This is a genomic window from Paraburkholderia sp. RAU6.4a, from assembly GCF_050435625.1.
In the GTDB taxonomy this organism is placed as follows: Bacteria; Pseudomonadota; Gammaproteobacteria; order Burkholderiales; family Burkholderiaceae; genus Paraburkholderia; species Paraburkholderia tuberum.
Map to the genome: position 1 here is coordinate 3,605,059 of NZ_JBNDKQ010000002.1, position 16,124 is coordinate 3,621,182.

Consider the following 16,124-nt stretch of genomic DNA (forward strand, 5'->3'; position numbering starts at 1 on the left):
TCGCGCCTGGCTTCCTGTCCCGCGCCGCCTCGTGCGCTCGCGCGCATCGTTTCCGTTCGAGTAGTAAGCTGTCCGGCATGGCGTTCGCCATGCCGTTTGCCATGCCGCGCGCGCGGAGCGGTGTTTCGCGCGCAGCCGTCGTTGTCGTCTTCGATTGTCCGTTCCCCGAGTCATCAAGCGAGCCCCTCAATGAAAGCATCGGACCTGTTCGTCAAATCCCTGGAAGCCGAAGGTGTCGAGTATGTGTTTGGCATCCCCGGTGAAGAAAATCTCGATCTGCTGGAGTCGCTGCGCCGCTCGAAAATCCGTCTGATCCTCACGCGCCACGAGCAGGCGGCCGGCTTCATGGCCGCCACCTACGGGCGGCTCACCGGCCGCACGGGAGTATGTCTGGCGACGCTCGGCCCCGGCGCGACCAACTTCGTGACCGCGGCCGCCTACGCGCAGCTGGGCGGCATGCCGATGCTGATGGTCACGGGCCAGAAGCCGATCAAGTCGAGCAAGCAGGGGCACTTCCAGATCGTCGACGTGGTGCGGATGATGGAGCCGCTCACCAAGTACACACGGCAGATCGTGTCGATCGGCAACATTCCTGCGACGGTGCGCGAGGCGGTGCGCCGCGCCGAGGAGGAGCGGCCCGGCGCCACCCACCTCGAATTGCCCGAGGACGTCGCGCACGAAGAGGGCGACGGCAAGCCGATTCCGAAGAGCTACAGCCGCCGTCCGGTCGCCGAGGAGAGAGCGGTCGCGCGCGCGGTCGAGGCGATCACCGCCGCGAAGCATCCGCTGCTGATGATCGGCGCGGGCGGCAACCGCAAAACCACCACGAAGATGCTGCGCGAGTTCGTCGACCAGATCGGCATTCCGTTTTTCACCACGCAGATGGGCAAGGGCGTGATCGACGAATCGCATCCGATGTGGCTCGGCAACGCGACGCTGTCCGACGGCGACTTCGTGCACCGCGCGATCGAGCTCGCGGACTGCATCATCAACGTCGGTCACGACGTGATCGAAAAGCCGCCGTTTTTCATGCGCAGCGGCGAGGCGGGCGAGAAGACCGTGATCCACGTGAACTTCCTCGGCGCCGAAGTCGATCCGGTGTATTTCCCGCAGATCGAAGTGGTCGGCGATATCGCCAACGCGGTGTGGCAGCTCAAGGAGAGCCTGAAGACACGTCAGGAGCATTGGGACTTCACGCGCTTCAAGGAGATCAAGGAGCACTTCGAGGCGCATCTGGTGAAGGGCCAGCACGACGATCGCTTCCCGATGTACCCGGTGCGGATCGTCAACGACGTGTACGAGACCACGCCGGTCGACGGCATCGTGTGTCTGGATAACGGCATGTACAAGATCTGGTTCGCGCGCTACTACCGCGCGCACGAGCCGAATTCGCTGCTGCTCGACAACGCGTTGGCGTCGATGGGCGCGGGGCTGCCGTCTGCGATCGCGAGCAAGATCGTGCATCCGGAGCGCAAGGTGATCGCCGTGTGCGGCGACGGCGGCTTCATGATGAACTCGCAGGAGCTCGAAACGGCGGTGCGGCTGAAGCTCGATCTGGTGATCCTGATTCTGCGCGACGACGCGTTCGGCATGATCCGCTGGAAGCAGGAGAACATGAACTTCCCGGACTACGGCATGACGCTTGCGAACCCGGATTTCGTCGCCTATGCGCAGAGTTATGGTGCGCAGGGGCATAGGATCGAGGCGGCCGAGCAGTTCGCGCCGCTGTTGCGCGAGTGCTTCGCGACGCCCGGCGTGCACGTGATCGACGTGCCGATCGACTATTCGGACAACGAGCGCGTGCTCAATCGCGAGATCAAGCGGCTGTCCGCGCGGCTTTGAGCATCCGTGCATCGAATCAAGGAGAGTGCGACATGTTGCAGAAAACCTATCCGTACTACCTGGCCAACGAGCCGGTGGCCGCCAACACCGACCTCGAAGTCACCGACAAATTCAGCGGCGAAGTCGCCACGCGCGTCGCAATGGCCGACGCGGCCGCGATCGACAAGGCGATCGGCCTGGCGGTCGATGCGATGCCGGCCATGCGAGCGTACCCGCCGTTCAAGCGCCAGGCGGTGCTCGAACATTGCGTGAAGCGCTTTCGCGAGCGCTACGACGAACTCGCGCTCGCGCTGTGCATCGAGGCGGGCAAGCCGATCAACGATTCGAAGGGCGAAGTCACGCGCCTGATCGATACGTTCAAGGTCGCCGCGGAGGAGAGCGTGCGGATCGACGGCGAGATCATCAATCTGCAGATTTCGCCGCGCGCGAACGGGTATCACGGCTATGTGAAGCGCGTGCCGATCGGGCCGTGCTCGTTCATCTCGCCGTTCAATTTTCCGTTGAACCTGACCGCCCACAAGGTCGCGCCGGCGATCGCGGCCGGCGTGCCGTTCGTGCTGAAACCGGCGAGCCGCACACCGGTCGGTGCGCTGATCATGGGCGAAATTCTCGCGGAAACCGATCTGCCGAAGGGCGCGTTCTCGATTTTGCCCGCGCATCGCGACGGCGCCGACCTGTTCACGACCGACGAGCGCTTCAAGCTGCTGTCGTTCACCGGGTCGCCCGCGGTCGGCTGGGAGTTGAAGCGCAAAGCCGGCAAGAAGAAGGTGATTCTGGAGCTGGGCGGCAACGCGGCGGCGATCGTCGACGCTGACCAGGGCGGCAAGCTCGACTACGTGGTCGACCGGCTCGCGTTCGGCGCGTTCTATCAGTCGGGGCAGAGCTGCATCGGCGTGCAGCGGATTCTCGCGCACACGAGCGTCTACGACGCGCTGCGCGAGAAGCTGATCGCGAAGACGAAGTCGCTCGTGATGGGCGATCCGAAGAACGAAAAGACCTTCGTCGGGCCGATGATCTCCGAATCGGAAGCGAAGCGGCTCGCTGGCTGGATGGAGGGGGCGGTGCAGGCGGGCGCGCAGATCGTCGCGGGCGGCAAGGTCGACGGCGCGATGTTCGAGGCGACGCTGCTGGAAGGCGTGAAGCGCGACACCGATCTGTATCGCAAGGAGGCGTTCGGGCCGGTTGCGATACTCGAGCGCTTCGATGATTTCGAGGCGGCGCTCGCGCAGGTCAACGACAGCGACTTCGGCCTGCAGGCCGGCGTGTTCACCGATTCGCTCGCGCATGCGCATCGCGCGTGGGATGCGCTCGAAGTGGGCGGCGTCGTGATCAACGACGTGCCGTCGTTCCGCGTCGACAACATGCCGTATGGCGGCGTCAAGGATTCGGGGCTCGGGCGCGAGGGCGTGCGCTACGCGATCGAGGACATGACCGAGATGCGGCTGATGGTGATGCGCGAGACGTGGTGAGGGGCGATCTGACGTGAGCGGGGGCGGGCGACCGTTCGCAATGGGGCCAGTGCGGGCGCCGGGACGGCTGACGAACGCCGCGCGCCGCCCGCCGAAGGGCCCGGCTGTCACGCCACTGTCGTCTGTGCGCACTACGCTGCGACCGAAGCAACGGCCGCGAGCCGCCGGCCGGCCAGCCGTCACGAGCGTTTTTGCTGAAGTGCTACAATACTCGGCTTTCGGCGGATGCTTCCGCCAGCCGGAGCCGGCCGCATTATCCGAACTCAGACGGGTCTCGCGCGGAACGACGTGGCTCCGCCTTCATCCTGATGCCCTCAGCGGTCCCGACCGCTGCCGCGCGCATCGCGCCACGCGCCTTTTTAGCGAAAGCCACCATGTCCGACACAGCCGTCACGCCCAGTACCGAGACTTTTGATCAATTCGGCCTCGCGCCCGACATCCTGAAGGCCATCAAGGAATCGGGCTACACGTCGCCCACGCCGATCCAGGCGCAGGCGATCCCGGTCGTGCTGGCGGGCCGTGACGTGATGGGCGCCGCGCAGACCGGCACCGGCAAGACCGCGAGCTTCTCGCTGCCGATCATCCAGCGTCTGCTGCCGCAGGCCAGTACGAGCGCGTCGCCGGCGCGCCATCCGGTCCGTGCGCTGATCCTCACGCCGACCCGCGAACTGGCCGACCAGGTCGCCGCGAATGTGCAGGCCTACGCGAAGCACACGGCGCTGCGCAGCGCGGTCGTGTTCGGTGGCGTGGACATGAATCCGCAGTCCGAGCAACTGCGCCGCGGCGTCGAAATCCTGATCGCGACGCCGGGCCGTCTGCTCGATCACGTGCAGCAGAAAACCGCGAACCTGGGCCAGGTGCAGATGCTCGTGCTCGACGAAGCCGACCGCATGCTCGACATGGGCTTCCTGCCCGACCTGCAGCGCATCCTGAACCTGCTGCCGAAAGAGCGCCAGACGCTGCTCTTTTCCGCGACGTTCTCGGGCGAAATCAAGAAGCTCGCCGCGACGTATCTGCGCAACCCGCAGACCATCGAAGTGGCGCGCAGCAACTCGACCGCGACCAATGTCACGCAGATCGTCTATGAAGTCGCCGAGGGCGACAAGACCGGCGCGGTCGTGCAGCTGATCCGCGAGCGTGGCCTGAAGCAGGTGCTCGTGTTCTGCAACAGCAAGATCGGCGCGAGCCGGCTCGCGCGCAGTCTCGAACGCGACGGCGTGGTCGCGACCGCGATTCACGGCGACCGCACGCAGAGCGAGCGCATGCAGGCGCTCGATGCGTTCAAGCGCGGCGAAGTCGAGGCGCTCGTCGCGACGGATGTCGCCGCGCGCGGTCTCGACATCGTCGAACTGCCGACCGTGATCAACTTCGACCTGCCGTTCAACGCCGAAGACTATGTGCACCGGATCGGCCGCACGGGCCGCGCGGGTGCATCGGGCGACGCGCTGTCGCTGTGCAGCCCGAACGAGCGCAAGCAACTGGCCGACATCGAGAAGCTGATCAAGCGTCCGCTCGACTTGCAGCGCCTGACCGTCGAGGCGCCGGTGCGCCATCATCACGAGGACCGTCCGCCGCGCCGCGAGCGCAGCGAATCGCGCGACGAGCGCAGCCGCCGTCGCACGGGCGGGGCGTCGGGTTCGTATGACCGTGCGCATCATCATCGCGCGCAACCGGTCGACGATTTCTTCCTGAAGCCGTACGAGCCGTCGCCGGCATCGGTGCGCAAGATCGAGGAGACGGCCGCGTCGAACTCCGCGCCGCAAAAGACGGCGCCGAAGCGGCCACTGGCAGCGTTGCTCGGTGGCTTCGGAATGCCGAGGAAGACGCCTTCGTCGTCGTAAGACGGGCTGTCGGGTTCAGAGCTCGGGGTGCAACGCCTCGAGCGTAAAAACGGTGGGGCCGCGCGGTTCGATGTCTCGGAAAACGCAGCAGGCTTCACGCGTGCGCATCATCGGGATGCGCGAATGTTCATCCGTTTTGCCCAGGCGGCGGTCGCGGCGCAGTAGAACTGCTCCAGCGTCGTGGGCGGCTCGCTTCCCAACTTCAGTCCCAGATGCCGTGCCGCCGCGCCTAGTGCTTCGAGCGGCTTGTCGCTATCGAGCGCGGTCGCGCCGTTCTGCTTGCTCAGTTTCTCGCCGTGCTCGTTGGTGACGACCGGCACATGCAGATACTCGGGCGTTGCCACACCCAGACAACGCTGCAGATAAATCTGCCGCGCCGTCGAATCCATCAGATCCGCGCCGCGCACGATGTGCGTGATGCCCGCGTCCGCATCGTCCACCACCACCGCCAGCTGATATGCCCACTGATCGTCCGCGCGGCGCAGCACGAAATCGCCGACCTCGGTCGCGAGATTTTGCGTCTGCGGACCCTGCCAGCGGTCGTCGAACGTGATCACGGCGGGCTCGCCGTCGGGTACGCGCAGGCGCCACGCGCGCGCCGGCTTGCCATGCAGACCCGTGCGGCAGGTGCCGGGGTAGGCGAGTGTGGTGTTGCGCGCGTGCGCGTGCAGCAGCGAATCGGCGATCTCCTTGCGCGTGCAGCCGCACGGATAGACGAGACCGGTCGATTTCAACTGCTCCAGCGCGTGCTGATAGCGCGCCATGCGCTGGCTTTGCCAGACCGGCGTTTCGTCCGCGCGCATGCCGAAGCGTTCGAGGGTCGCGAGGATGTCCTCGGCGGCACCCGGCATCGTGCGCGGTCCGTCGATATCTTCGACGCGCACGAGCCACGCGCCGCGCTGCGCGCGCGCGTCGAGCCAGCTCGCGAGCGCGCTGACCAGCGAGCCGAAATGCAGCGGGCCGGTCGGCGACGGCGCGAAGCGTCCGCGATAGGTCATGGTTTGGGGACGACAGGTGAGGCGCCCGCGTCACGGAGCCCCCCGGCTGTCATTACGCGGCGCACGCGGCCTTGCTGTCCGGGTGGCACGCCGGACAGGTCTTGCCCGCGACGTACATCGGCGATTGCTGTTGCTCGGGCGTGACCACCGCGCGGCAGCCGAAGCATTGCGCGGTCGCGGTCGGTTCGAGTTGCGGATTCAGCGCGGTGCGGTAGTCGAACACGAAGCAGTCGCCGTGATAATGCGCGCCGCCCACTTCCTCGAAGTATTTGAGGATGCCTCCTTCGAGCTGGTACACGTTCTCGATGCCGACCTCCTTCATATGGATCGCGGCCTTCTCGCAGCGGATGCCGCCCGTGCAGAACGACACCACCGTCTTGTCCTGGAGATCGGCACGGTTGTTCTCGATTACCTCGGGGAATTCGCTGAACTTCGTGATCCGATAGTCGAGCGCGTTCTCGAACGTGCCGACGTCGACTTCGAACGCGTTGCGCGTGTCGAGCATCACGACCGGACGGCCTTCGTCGTCGTGACCGCGGTCGAGCCAGGTCTTCAGCGTCGGCGCGTCGACGAACGGTGCGCGGCCGAGCTCGGGGCGGATCGCCGGCTTTTTCATCGTGATGATTTCGCGCTTGAGCTTGACCAGCATGCGCGTGAAGGGCTGCTTGTCCGACAGGCTTTCCTTGAACTGCAGATTCGCGAACTTGCCTTCGAACAGCGCGTCGTGGCGAATGTAGTCGATGAATGCGTCGGTGTTCTCGCGCGTGCCGGCGATGAACAGGTTGATGCCTTCCGGCGCGAGCAGGATGGTGCCGCGCAGGCCGAGCGCATTGCAGCGTTCGGTGACGAACGGGCGCCAGGCGGCGGTGTCTTCGATGGTCGCGAATTGATACGCGGCGAGATTGACGATACTCATGTGTGTTCTGCGGTAAAGATGGCCGGCGTGGCGAGGGGCGGCGGGATGTGCCGCCGCTGTTGCGCCCCGTATGAGACCCGGGGTTTGACGCGCGGGTTCGCGCGCGTATGCCGTGCGTTTGCCGGTTAAATGGCCACGTCGAGAGAGGCGAAACCCCTATTATCCCTCAACCCGGCATTTTCCCCGACCTGGCCGAATGGCCAACGAGTTGCGCTAGCGCAAACAGCGCTCGCTCCGACCTCGTCCTGGCCGGATGGCCAACGCGCCGTTTTGACCTGAAATCCGCGGAAGGGTGGAGTTACAATGTCGCCCATGTCAGATCCCCGCTTCGTTCATCTCCGCGTTCACTCCGAATTCTCGATTGCCGACGGCATCGTGCGTCTCGACGACATCGTCGCGGCGGCGGCCAAAGACGGTCAGGGCGCGCTCGCGCTTACCGACCTCGGCAACGCGTTCGGCCTCGTCCGTTTCTACCAGGAAGCGCGTGGCAAAGGGATCAAACCCATTGCCGGCTGCGACGTCTGGATCACCAATCCTGACGACCGCGACAAGCCTTCCCGCCTGCTGCTGCTGGTCAAGGACCGCCGCGGTTACCTGAACCTCTGCGAATTGCTCAGCAAGGCCTCGCTGACGAACCAGTATCGCGGCCGCGCGGAAATCGAAGCCGGCTGGCTCGAATCCGGTCTGGGCGAAGGGCTGCTCGCGCTGTCGGGCGCGCAGCAGGGTGACATCGGTCTCGCGCTGGCGGCCGGCAACGAAGAGGCGGCGAAGCGCCACGCGCAGCATTGGGCGAAGGTGTTCCCAGGCGGCTTCTATATCGAGCTGCAGCGCTACGGCCAGCCTGGCGGCGAGCAGTACGTGCAGCAGGTGGTCGCGCTCGCGGCATCGCTGAAACTGCCGGTCGTCGCGACGCACCCGATGCAGTTCATGACGCCGGACGACTTCACCGCGCACGAAGCGCGCGTGTGTATTTCCGAAGGCGACATTCTCGCGAATCCGCGTCGCCAGAAGCGCTTCACGGCCGAGCAGTATTTCCGCACGCAACAGGAAATGGCCACGCTGTTCGCGGACATTCCTTCGGCGCTGGCGAACACGGTGCAGATCGCCAAGCGCTGCAATCTGACGCTCGAACTCGGCAAGCCGAAGCTGCCGCTCTTTCCGACGCCCGATGGCATGTCGCTCGACGACTACCTGGTGCAGCTATCGAAAGAGGGCCTCGAAAAGCGGCTCGAACAGTTGTATCCGGACGAGGCCGAGCGCGACTCGCAACGCCCGACGTACTACCAGCGCCTTGAATTCGAGTGCGGCACGATCATCAAGATGGGCTTTCCGGGCTACTTCCTGATCGTCGCGGACTTCATCAACTGGGCCAAGAACAACGGCGTGCCGGTCGGGCCGGGCCGGGGTTCGGGCGCGGGTTCGCTGGTCGCCTATGCGCTCGGCGTGACCGATCTCGATCCGCTGCGCTACAACCTGCTGTTCGAGCGTTTCCTGAATCCGGAGCGGGTGTCGATGCCCGACTTCGATATCGACTTCTGCCAGCACGGCCGCGATCGCGTGATCCAGTACGTGAAGGAAAAATACGGCGCGAATGCGGTGTCGCAGATCGCGACGTTCGGCACGATGGCGGCGAAGGCGGCGGTGCGCGACATCGGCCGCGTGCTCGATCTCGGCTACATGTTCACGGACGGCATCGCGAAGTTGATCCCGTTCAAGCCGGGCAAGCACGTGACGATCGCCGACGCGATGAAGGAAGAGCCGCTGTTGCAGGAGCGCTTCGACAACGAAGACGAAGTGCACCAGCTGCTCGAACTCGCGCAGCGCGTCGAAGGCTTGACGCGTAACGTCGGCATGCACGCGGGCGGCGTGCTGATCGCGCCGGGCAAGCTGACCGATTTCTGCCCCTTGTACACGCAGGGCGACGAAAGCGGCGTCGTCAGCCAGTACGACAAGGACGACGTCGAAGCAGTCGGCCTCGTGAAGTTCGACTTTCTGGGCCTGACCACGCTGACCATTCTGGATTGGGCCGAGCGCTACATCCGCCGCCTCGATCCGTCGAAGCAGGACTGGTCGCTCGCCCAGGTGCCGCTCGACGACCCGGCGTCGTTCTCGATCCTGAAGAAAGCGAATACGGTCGCCGTGTTCCAGCTGGAAAGCCGCGGCATGCAGGGCATGCTGAAGGACGCGCAGCCCGACCGCTTCGAAGACATCATCGCGCTCGTCGCGTTGTACCGCCCGGGTCCGATGGACCTGATCCCGAGCTTCTGTGCGCGTAAGCACGGCCGCGAGGTGGTGGAATATCCGGACCCGCGCGTCGAACCTGTTCTGAAAGAGACCTACGGCATCATGGTCTACCAGGAGCAGGTGATGCAGATGGCGCAGATCATCGGCGGCTACTCGCTGGGCGGTGCCGACCTGCTGCGTCGCGCGATGGGTAAGAAAAAGCCCGAGGAAATGGCCAAGCACCGCGAAATTTTCGCGGAAGGCGCGGCCACCAACGGCCTCACGCGCGAGAAGTCCGACGAAATCTTCGACCTGATGGAGAAGTTCGCGGGCTATGGCTTCAACAAGTCGCACGCGGCCGCCTACGCGCTGCTTGCGTACTACACCGCGTGGCTGAAGGCGCACCATCCGGCCGAATTCATGGCGGCCAACATGTCGCTCGCGATGGACGACACGGACAAGGTCAAGATCCTGTTCGAAGACTGCCTCGCGAACAAGATGGCCGTGCTGCCGCCGGACGTGAACCTGTCCGCGTATCGCTTCGAGCCGGTCGCCGAAGCCGACGGCAAGCGCTCGCGCACGATCCGCTACGGTCTCGGCGCGATCAAGGGCAGCGGCCAGAACGCGATCGAAGAAATCCTGCGCGCGCGCGAGGAAGGCCGCTTCATCGACATCTTCGATTTCTGCAACCGCGTCGATCGGCGCATCGTCAATCGTCGCACGATCGAGGCGCTGATTCGCGCCGGCGCGTTCGACACGCTGCATCTGAACCGCGCGCAGCTGATCGCGTCGGTGTCGCTCGCGATGGAAGCGGCCGAGCAGGCGGCGGCCAATGCGCTGCAGGCTGGCCTGTTCGACATGGGCGACGCGCCGTCGCAAGGCCACGAACTCGTCGACGAACCGGAGTGGCCGGAAAAGCGCAAGCTGCAGGAAGAGAAGGCCGCGCTCGGTTTCTACCTGTCGGGCCATCTGTTCGATGCATACAAGGACGAAGTGCGTCGCTTCGTGCGCCAGAAGATCGGCGAGCTGAAGGAAGGGCGCGACAAGCTGGTCGCGGGCGTGATCGTGTCGCTGCGCACGCAGATGACCCAGCGCGGCAAGATGCTGATCGCGCTGCTCGACGACGGCACCGGCCAGTGCGAAGTGACGGTGTTCAACGAGGTCTTCGAAGAGCACAAGCAGTTGTTCAAGGAAGACGAGCTGCTGGTCGTGCAGGGCCAGGCGCGCAACGACGCGTTCACGGGCGGCATCCGCTTCACGGTCGAAACGGTGATGGATCTCGGCCGCGCGCGCTGCCGTTACGCGGACTCGCTGAAGGTGCAGATGAACGGCAACGCGGACGCGCAGGCATTGCGCCGGGTGCTCGAAGCGCACACCGCCGGCAAGGACGAGCCGTCCGCCACAGCCGCGCCGGCGGCCGCGCCGCGCGGCAATGGCGGTGGGCGTGGCGGCTTCGGCGGCGACGGCGGCCGTCAGCGTCAAGCGGTGCAGATTCCGAACGGGCTCGCGGTGCAGGTCGTTTATCGCAGCGAGCATGCGCAAGGCGAAATGCGTCTGGGCGACGCGTGGCGCGTGAAGCCGACCGATGAACTGCTCGCCGCGCTGCGCGGCGAGTTTGCGGGAAGCTCGATCGAAATCGTGTATTGAGCGAGATCCGCGGTATCGATGGGCCAGTGCAGCGTGTACCGGCTAGCCTTACCGCCCGCCCGTTTTTTCCAGGCGCGCCAGCTTCAGAAACCGGTAGTACACCGTCTCCGCATTGAACAGCGCGATCATCAGCCCGGTGCGGCCATCCAGAAAACCGCGCCGCAGCAGATAAGTCCGCACGAACGCCCACAGGCCGCGCCCGAGCGCGAGGCGAATGCTGCCTTTCTGCCCGGCCTCGTAACGCTGCCGCGCGCCGGCCGTCGAATACGCGTCGAGCTTGCGCAGCACACCCTCGTAGTCCTCGTACGAGTAGTGCATCAGCTTGCCGGCGAGGCGTTGCGCGGGCGTGTCGAACACGAGGCGCTCGTGCACGAGGTCGTCGGAGAAGCGCGCGGTGCCGCGTTTGAAGAGCCGCGGAATCCAGTCCGGATACCAGCCGCTGTGATGGACCCAGTGGCCGCAGAAACTCGACAGACGGTCCACCGCATAGACGTCGGCGACGGGCGCGGCGAGCGTCGCGCGAATCGATGCGGCGAGTTCCGGTGTGACGATTTCGTCGGCGTCGAGCGACAGGATCCAGCTGGTGGTCAGTGCATCGACCGCGCGGTTCTTTTGCGGGCCGAAGCCCGGCCAGTCCGTCTGTTCGATGACGCGAGCGCCGTGCGCGCGGGCGATGTCGGCGGTGCCGTCGGTGCTGCCGCCGTCGATCACGACGATCTGGTCGGCAAAGGCCACGGCTTGCAGGCATTCGGCCAGCCGCGCCGCCGCGTTCCGGGTGATGATGGCAACGCCAAGAGTGGTTTCTTGCATACCTGAGTTGCGTGGAGGACGAAGTGACGGAGCGGGTCGCGACCCGGCAATCGAGCAGCGAGTATACACATCTCATCCGTCCCCACACCACGGCGCCGATCCGCCAGGCGTTGCGCGCATGCCGTCGCGCGCCGAGCGCCGGCCGTCATCTGCAACCGATTACAATGCTCTTTTTTGATATTTCACGTGGCCGCCCGATCATGCGCCGCGTGCTCGCCGTTCCGCATTTCCAGAGGATTCCTTGAGCGCGAAGCCAACGTTAAGCAAACCCATGGGGGCAGGCGATGCGTCGTCGCCGGCCGTCGTCCTGCGGCGCCTGTGGCCTTTCATCAAGCCGCTGCTGTGGGTCGGGGTCGGCGCGATCATCGCGATGGCGGTGAGCGCCGGCACCGACGCCGCCATTCCCGCGCTGCTCAAGCCGCTGCTCGACAAGGGCTTCGGCTCGCACGCAGTCGACAAGACCAAGTGGCTCGTGCCGATCGCGGTGATCGGCCTCGCGCTGATTCGCGGCGTGTCACAGTACGCGTCCGGCTATCTGCTCGCGTACGTGTCGAACAAGATCCTGCTCGAGCTGCGTCTGAAGATGTTCGACCGCATGATCCACACGAGCGTCGCGTTCTTCCAGCGCGAAACCGCGAGCACGGTGATCAACGCGATCGTCTTCGAGGTCAATCAGATCCTGAACGTGCTGCTGAGCGTGATGGTCACGCTCGTGCGCGACTCGCTGACGGTGATCTTCCTGCTCGGCTATCTGTTCTATCTGAACTGGCGCCTGACGTTGATCGTCGCGGTGCTGCTGCCAGGCATCGGCTGGCTGGTCGGCAAGATCAATCGCCGGCTGCGGCGACTGAACCGCGAGCATCAGCTGCTCACCAACGAGCTGTCGTATATCGTCGAAGAAACGGTGGGCGGCTACAAGGTCGTCAAGGTGCATAACGGCGAGCAATACGAGACGGACCGCTTCACCGCGATGAGCCGGCGCCTGCGCGGCTACGCGATGCGCATGACGGTCTCCGGTGGCCTCGCGCAGCCGTTGACGCAGTTCCTGGCGTCGATCGCGCTCGCGGTCGTGATCACGATCGCGGTGGTGCAGTCGTCGTCGGATCAGACGACGGTCGGCGGCTTCGTCGCGTTCGTCACGTCGATGCTCCTGATCATCTCGCCGCTCAAGCATCTGATGGACGTGAACCAGCCGTTGCAGCGCGGCATGACCGCGGCCGAGCTGATCTTCGGCCTGATCGACGAGCCGGCCGAGCCGGAAGGCGGCGGCAAGCCGCTCGCTCACGCGCGCGGCGAGGTCGAGTTCCGCGACGTGTCGTTCATCTACGGCACGAACTCCACGCACAACCGCCATACGCTCGACCAGGTGTCGTTCAAGATCGCGCCAGGCGAGATGGTCGCGCTCGCGGGGCCGTCGGGCAGCGGCAAGACCACGCTGGTGAATCTGTTGCCGCGCTTCTTCGATCCGACCGGCGGCGCGATTCTGGTCGACGGCGTCGCGCTGCCCGAGTACGACCTGCACGCGCTGCGCAGCCAGATCGCGATGGTGAGCCAGGACGTCGTGCTGTTCAACGACACCATCGCGCACAACGTCGCGTACGGTCAGGAAGTCGATGCGGAGAAGGTCAAGGCAGCGTTGCGCGCGGCTAACCTGTGGGACACCGTGCAGGCGATGCCGCAGGGCATCGAGACGCTCGTCGGCGACAACGGCATGATGCTGTCGGGCGGCCAACGCCAGCGTCTCGCGATCGCGCGCGCGATCTACAAGAACGCGCCGATCCTGATTCTCGACGAAGCGACGTCGGCGCTCGATTCCGAGTCCGAGCGCCACGTGCAGGCGGCGCTCGAAACGCTGATGAAAGGCCGCACCACGCTCGTGATCGCGCACCGCCTGTCGACGATCGAGCGCGCCGACCGCATCCTCGTGATGGAGGCGGGGCGGATCGTCGAGCGCGGCAGCCATCGCGAGCTGCTCGAGCACGACGGCTTGTACGCCCATCTGCATCGCATCCAGTTCCAGCAAAGCCCGGTTTGATCCGGCCATTGCGAACGGGAGCGCGGGCCGGTGTTGCGTTTAAGTCTCAATTTATTGCGCTTTTTCGGCGCTAATCGCATGCTGGCGGGCAATCACGGTCCGCCTCGCGGAAATCGACTGCCCATGTCTCACGACGATCCGAGCAAGCCGCTCGTCTCCATCGCGCTCGCGACGTACAACGGCCGCACTTATCTGCCCGAGCTGCTGGCTTCGCTCGAAGCGCAGAGCTGGCCCCATCTCGAAGTCGTGGTATCCGACGACGCCTCCTGCGACGGCACCCGCGAACTGCTCGCGTCCCATACGGGACGCGTGCCGGTGCGGCTCGTCGGCGATGGCACGCGGGCCGGCATCGTCGGTAATTTCGAGCGCGCGCTCGCCGGCTGCCGCGGCGACTACATCGCGCTCGCCGACCAGGACGACGTCTGGGCGCCCGAGAAGGTCACCGATCTGATGCGCGAGCTGCGGCGCGTGGAAAGCGCGGGCGACGCCGCCGCGACGCCGGCGCTCGCGTTCTGCGACATCGAGCTCGTCGACTCGACGCTGTGCTGTATGTCACGCTCGCTGTTCGATATCACCGCGAAGTCGCGCTGCGCGACGCGACTGCGCGATTTTCTGCTGAGCAACCATGTGCCCGGCTGCGCGATGCTCGTCAATCGCGCGACGCTCGAACGCGCGCTGCCGTTCCCGCCCGGCATCGTGATGCACGACTGGTGGCTCGCGATGGTGGTCGCGTCGTTCGGCGAGATTCGCCACGTCGCGGCGCCGCATCTGAAGTATCGGCAGCATGACGGCAATGCGGTCGGCGCGAGCGCGACCAACGAGCGCGGCGCGGCGCGCGACGAATGCGGCGCCGAGGCGGCACGACGGCGCGGCGCGAGCCGGCAGCGGCAGATCGAAGCCATCGCGGATCAGGTGCGGGTGTTCGCGCGACGCTTCGGCGCCGAGCTGCCCGTCGATGCGCGTCACGACATGTATGCGTTTTCGCGCGGTGTCGCGAGCTGGCGTGGCGCATTCGAGTTCGTGATGATCAGCCACACCGGCGAGACCTTCGTGCGCTCGGTGAAGATCCTGCGGCGCTTGCGCGCGAGCGTGCTGAGCTTCGGCGTCGAGGTGCGAAGGCCGAGTCTCGCGCGACGCTTGCGGCAGCGGCGGGGCGCGTCGCGCGGACTTTCGTGACCCATGTGGCGTCGCCAGGCACCGCGAGATCCTATCGTCATCTTCAGGCCTTTCTGCCCCGCACGACCCGCTTGATCCAGATGCCCGGCGCGTAGACCATCGGGCAACTCGCATACAGGAACATCCGAATCCGCAGCCCGAGCTTCACGCCGGCGCTGCGCGTCGCCAGCCCGAGGCGTTCGCCGAGGCTGCCCGCTTTGAACATCGCATGGATGAACTGCTCGCGCGCGAGCTTCGGCGCCATCGCCGCGCGCATGCGTTCGCCCACACCGGCGATCTGAGCGTCGCGCTGCAGTTGCGCGAGCTCCGCGAGTCCGTAGCGATTGCTTTGCCGCATCCGCGCGATCAGCTCGTCGACCGACTGGTAGCGGCGCTTGCGCGAAAGTCCGCCGCGCCGATAGCGCACCAGCGGCTCGCGCAGACTGATCGCGCCGCCCGACAGGATCGCGCGCAGCACCATGATCTGATCCTCGGCCGCGGCGCCCGGCAGCATCGGCCCGAAGCGCTCGATCAGGCGTCGCGACCACGTATGTGCCGCGCCGATCAGCCATGGACGCTCGACGAGCCAGTCGTCGAAGCTGCGATAGCGATCGAGCTCGGTCGGGCTCACGCGCTCGTGCACGTGACCCGCTTCGTCCATGTCGGCGAGATCGGTGGCGATCAGGTCGGGGCGGCGCCCATGCGCGAGCCAGCAGTCGACGACGCGCTCGCAGCGCTCGGGCGTCGACATGTCGTCGCCGGCGGCGACGAACAGCAGTTCGCCGTGCGCGAGCTGCGCGAGTTGCGACAGGTGCGCGCTGATGCCCTGGTTCACGGTATTGCGCCGTGCGATCACGCGATGCGGGCCCGCGTAGCCGGCGAGCGCCGCTTCGATCGCGGCGTAGGTGGCGTCGCTGGACGCGTCGTCGGAGACGATGATTTCGAGCGGCTCGTAGGTTTGCGCGAGCGCGCTGCGCACGGCGTCGCCGATCTGCTCTGCCTGGTTGTAGGCGATCACCAGCATCGAGACGAGCGGGCGGGTGGTGTCGGCGGTTGCGGCGGACGGCGGGCTATCGGTCATGGAGTCGGGACGAAGGCGATTGGCCTAGATTCTAGCCGCTGACGGTCGCGCCGCGCGACGCACGCGGCAAACCCGGGCACCCCGAGCTGAGCCCGGCGAAACCCATC

The 16,124-nt window shown here is 65.8% G+C and carries 10 protein-coding genes; 6 read left to right on the forward strand and 4 right to left on the reverse strand.

Annotation, left to right across the window (positions count from 1 at the left end; translation table 11 throughout):
• Window positions 1–189 precede the first annotated feature (189 nt).
• The 3 genes from OKW40_RS21460 to OKW40_RS21470 all read left to right on the forward strand — a co-directional run bounded on the left by OKW40_RS21460 (window position 190) and on the right by OKW40_RS21470 (window position 5,152).
• Window positions 190–1,842, forward strand: a complete 1,653-nt coding sequence (locus OKW40_RS21460; RefSeq protein ID WP_429491391.1) for an acetolactate synthase large subunit — start codon at window positions 190–192, stop codon at window positions 1,840–1,842.
• A 32-nt stretch (window positions 1,843–1,874) separates the two neighbouring features.
• Window positions 1,875–3,311, forward strand: coding sequence for an aldehyde dehydrogenase family protein (locus OKW40_RS21465; protein ID WP_184021588.1), 1,437 nt, complete (start codon window positions 1,875–1,877; stop codon window positions 3,309–3,311).
• 374 nt (window positions 3,312–3,685) lie between these two features.
• Window positions 3,686–5,152 (forward strand): DEAD/DEAH box helicase, encoded by a 1,467-nt coding sequence (locus OKW40_RS21470; protein ID WP_184059426.1) that lies wholly within the window; start codon window positions 3,686–3,688, stop codon window positions 5,150–5,152.
• A 107-nt stretch (window positions 5,153–5,259) separates the two neighbouring features.
• Here the strand turns inward: OKW40_RS21470 and gluQRS are convergent, their stop codons facing one another.
• Both gluQRS and OKW40_RS21480 read right to left on the reverse strand, forming a co-directional pair.
• Complete coding sequence (gene gluQRS / locus OKW40_RS21475) at window positions 5,260–6,150, reverse strand: tRNA glutamyl-Q(34) synthetase GluQRS (RefSeq protein WP_429491393.1); 891 nt, start codon at window positions 6,148–6,150, stop codon at window positions 5,260–5,262.
• Window positions 6,151–6,202: 52 nt separating this feature from the next.
• The gene (locus OKW40_RS21480) at window positions 6,203–7,066 is read right to left on the reverse strand and encodes a sulfurtransferase (RefSeq protein WP_429491395.1); all 864 of its coding nucleotides are present in this window, start codon (window positions 7,064–7,066) and stop codon (window positions 6,203–6,205) included.
• Between the two features lie 303 nt (window positions 7,067–7,369).
• Between OKW40_RS21480 and dnaE the strand changes: the two genes are divergently transcribed.
• Window positions 7,370–10,936 carry a DNA polymerase III subunit alpha gene (dnaE, locus tag OKW40_RS21485; protein ID WP_184059420.1) on the forward strand — a complete coding sequence of 1,189 codons (3,567 nt, stop codon included), beginning with the start codon at window positions 7,370–7,372 and terminating at the stop codon, window positions 10,934–10,936.
• Between the two features lie 48 nt (window positions 10,937–10,984).
• Here the strand turns inward: dnaE and OKW40_RS21490 are convergent, their stop codons facing one another.
• Complete coding sequence (locus tag OKW40_RS21490) at window positions 10,985–11,746, reverse strand: glycosyltransferase family 2 protein (RefSeq protein WP_429491397.1); 762 nt, start codon at window positions 11,744–11,746, stop codon at window positions 10,985–10,987.
• A gap of 241 nt (window positions 11,747–11,987) precedes the next feature.
• Here OKW40_RS21490 and msbA point away from each other — a divergent pair, with 241 nt between their 5' ends.
• Both msbA and OKW40_RS21500 read left to right on the forward strand, forming a co-directional pair.
• Window positions 11,988–13,781 (forward strand): lipid A export permease/ATP-binding protein MsbA, encoded by a 1,794-nt coding sequence (gene msbA / locus OKW40_RS21495; RefSeq protein WP_090803670.1) that lies wholly within the window; start codon window positions 11,988–11,990, stop codon window positions 13,779–13,781.
• A gap of 123 nt (window positions 13,782–13,904) precedes the next feature.
• Window positions 13,905–14,957, forward strand: coding sequence for a glycosyltransferase family 2 protein (locus tag OKW40_RS21500; protein ID WP_429491400.1), 1,053 nt, complete (start codon window positions 13,905–13,907; stop codon window positions 14,955–14,957).
• A gap of 43 nt (window positions 14,958–15,000) precedes the next feature.
• Here the strand turns inward: OKW40_RS21500 and OKW40_RS21505 are convergent, their stop codons facing one another.
• Window positions 15,001–16,017 carry a glycosyltransferase family 2 protein gene (locus OKW40_RS21505; RefSeq protein WP_429491402.1) on the reverse strand — a complete coding sequence of 339 codons (1,017 nt, stop codon included), beginning with the start codon at window positions 16,015–16,017 and terminating at the stop codon, window positions 15,001–15,003.
• Between the last annotated feature and the right edge of the window lie 107 nt (window positions 16,018–16,124).

Bases quoted from the DNA above. Each gene is read 5' to 3' on its own strand.
- OKW40_RS21460 (WP_429491391.1), top strand. From the start codon at position 190: ATGAAAGCATCGGACCTGTTCGTCAAATCCCTGGAAGCCGAAGGTGTC.
- OKW40_RS21465 (WP_184021588.1), top strand. From the start codon at position 1,875: ATGTTGCAGAAAACCTATCCGTACTACCTGGCCAACGAGCCGGTGGCC.
- OKW40_RS21470 (WP_184059426.1), top strand. From the start codon at position 3,686: ATGTCCGACACAGCCGTCACGCCCAGTACCGAGACTTTTGATCAATTC.
- gluQRS (WP_429491393.1), bottom strand. From the start codon at position 6,150: ATGACCTATCGCGGACGCTTCGCGCCGTCGCCGACCGGCCCGCTGCAT.
- OKW40_RS21480 (WP_429491395.1), bottom strand. From the start codon at position 7,066: ATGAGTATCGTCAATCTCGCCGCGTATCAATTCGCGACCATCGAAGAC.
- dnaE (WP_184059420.1), top strand. From the start codon at position 7,370: ATGTCGCCCATGTCAGATCCCCGCTTCGTTCATCTCCGCGTTCACTCC.
- OKW40_RS21490 (WP_429491397.1), bottom strand. From the start codon at position 11,746: ATGCAAGAAACCACTCTTGGCGTTGCCATCATCACCCGGAACGCGGCG.
- OKW40_RS21500 (WP_429491400.1), top strand. From the start codon at position 13,905: ATGTCTCACGACGATCCGAGCAAGCCGCTCGTCTCCATCGCGCTCGCG.
- OKW40_RS21505 (WP_429491402.1), bottom strand. From the start codon at position 16,017: ATGACCGATAGCCCGCCGTCCGCCGCAACCGCCGACACCACCCGCCCG.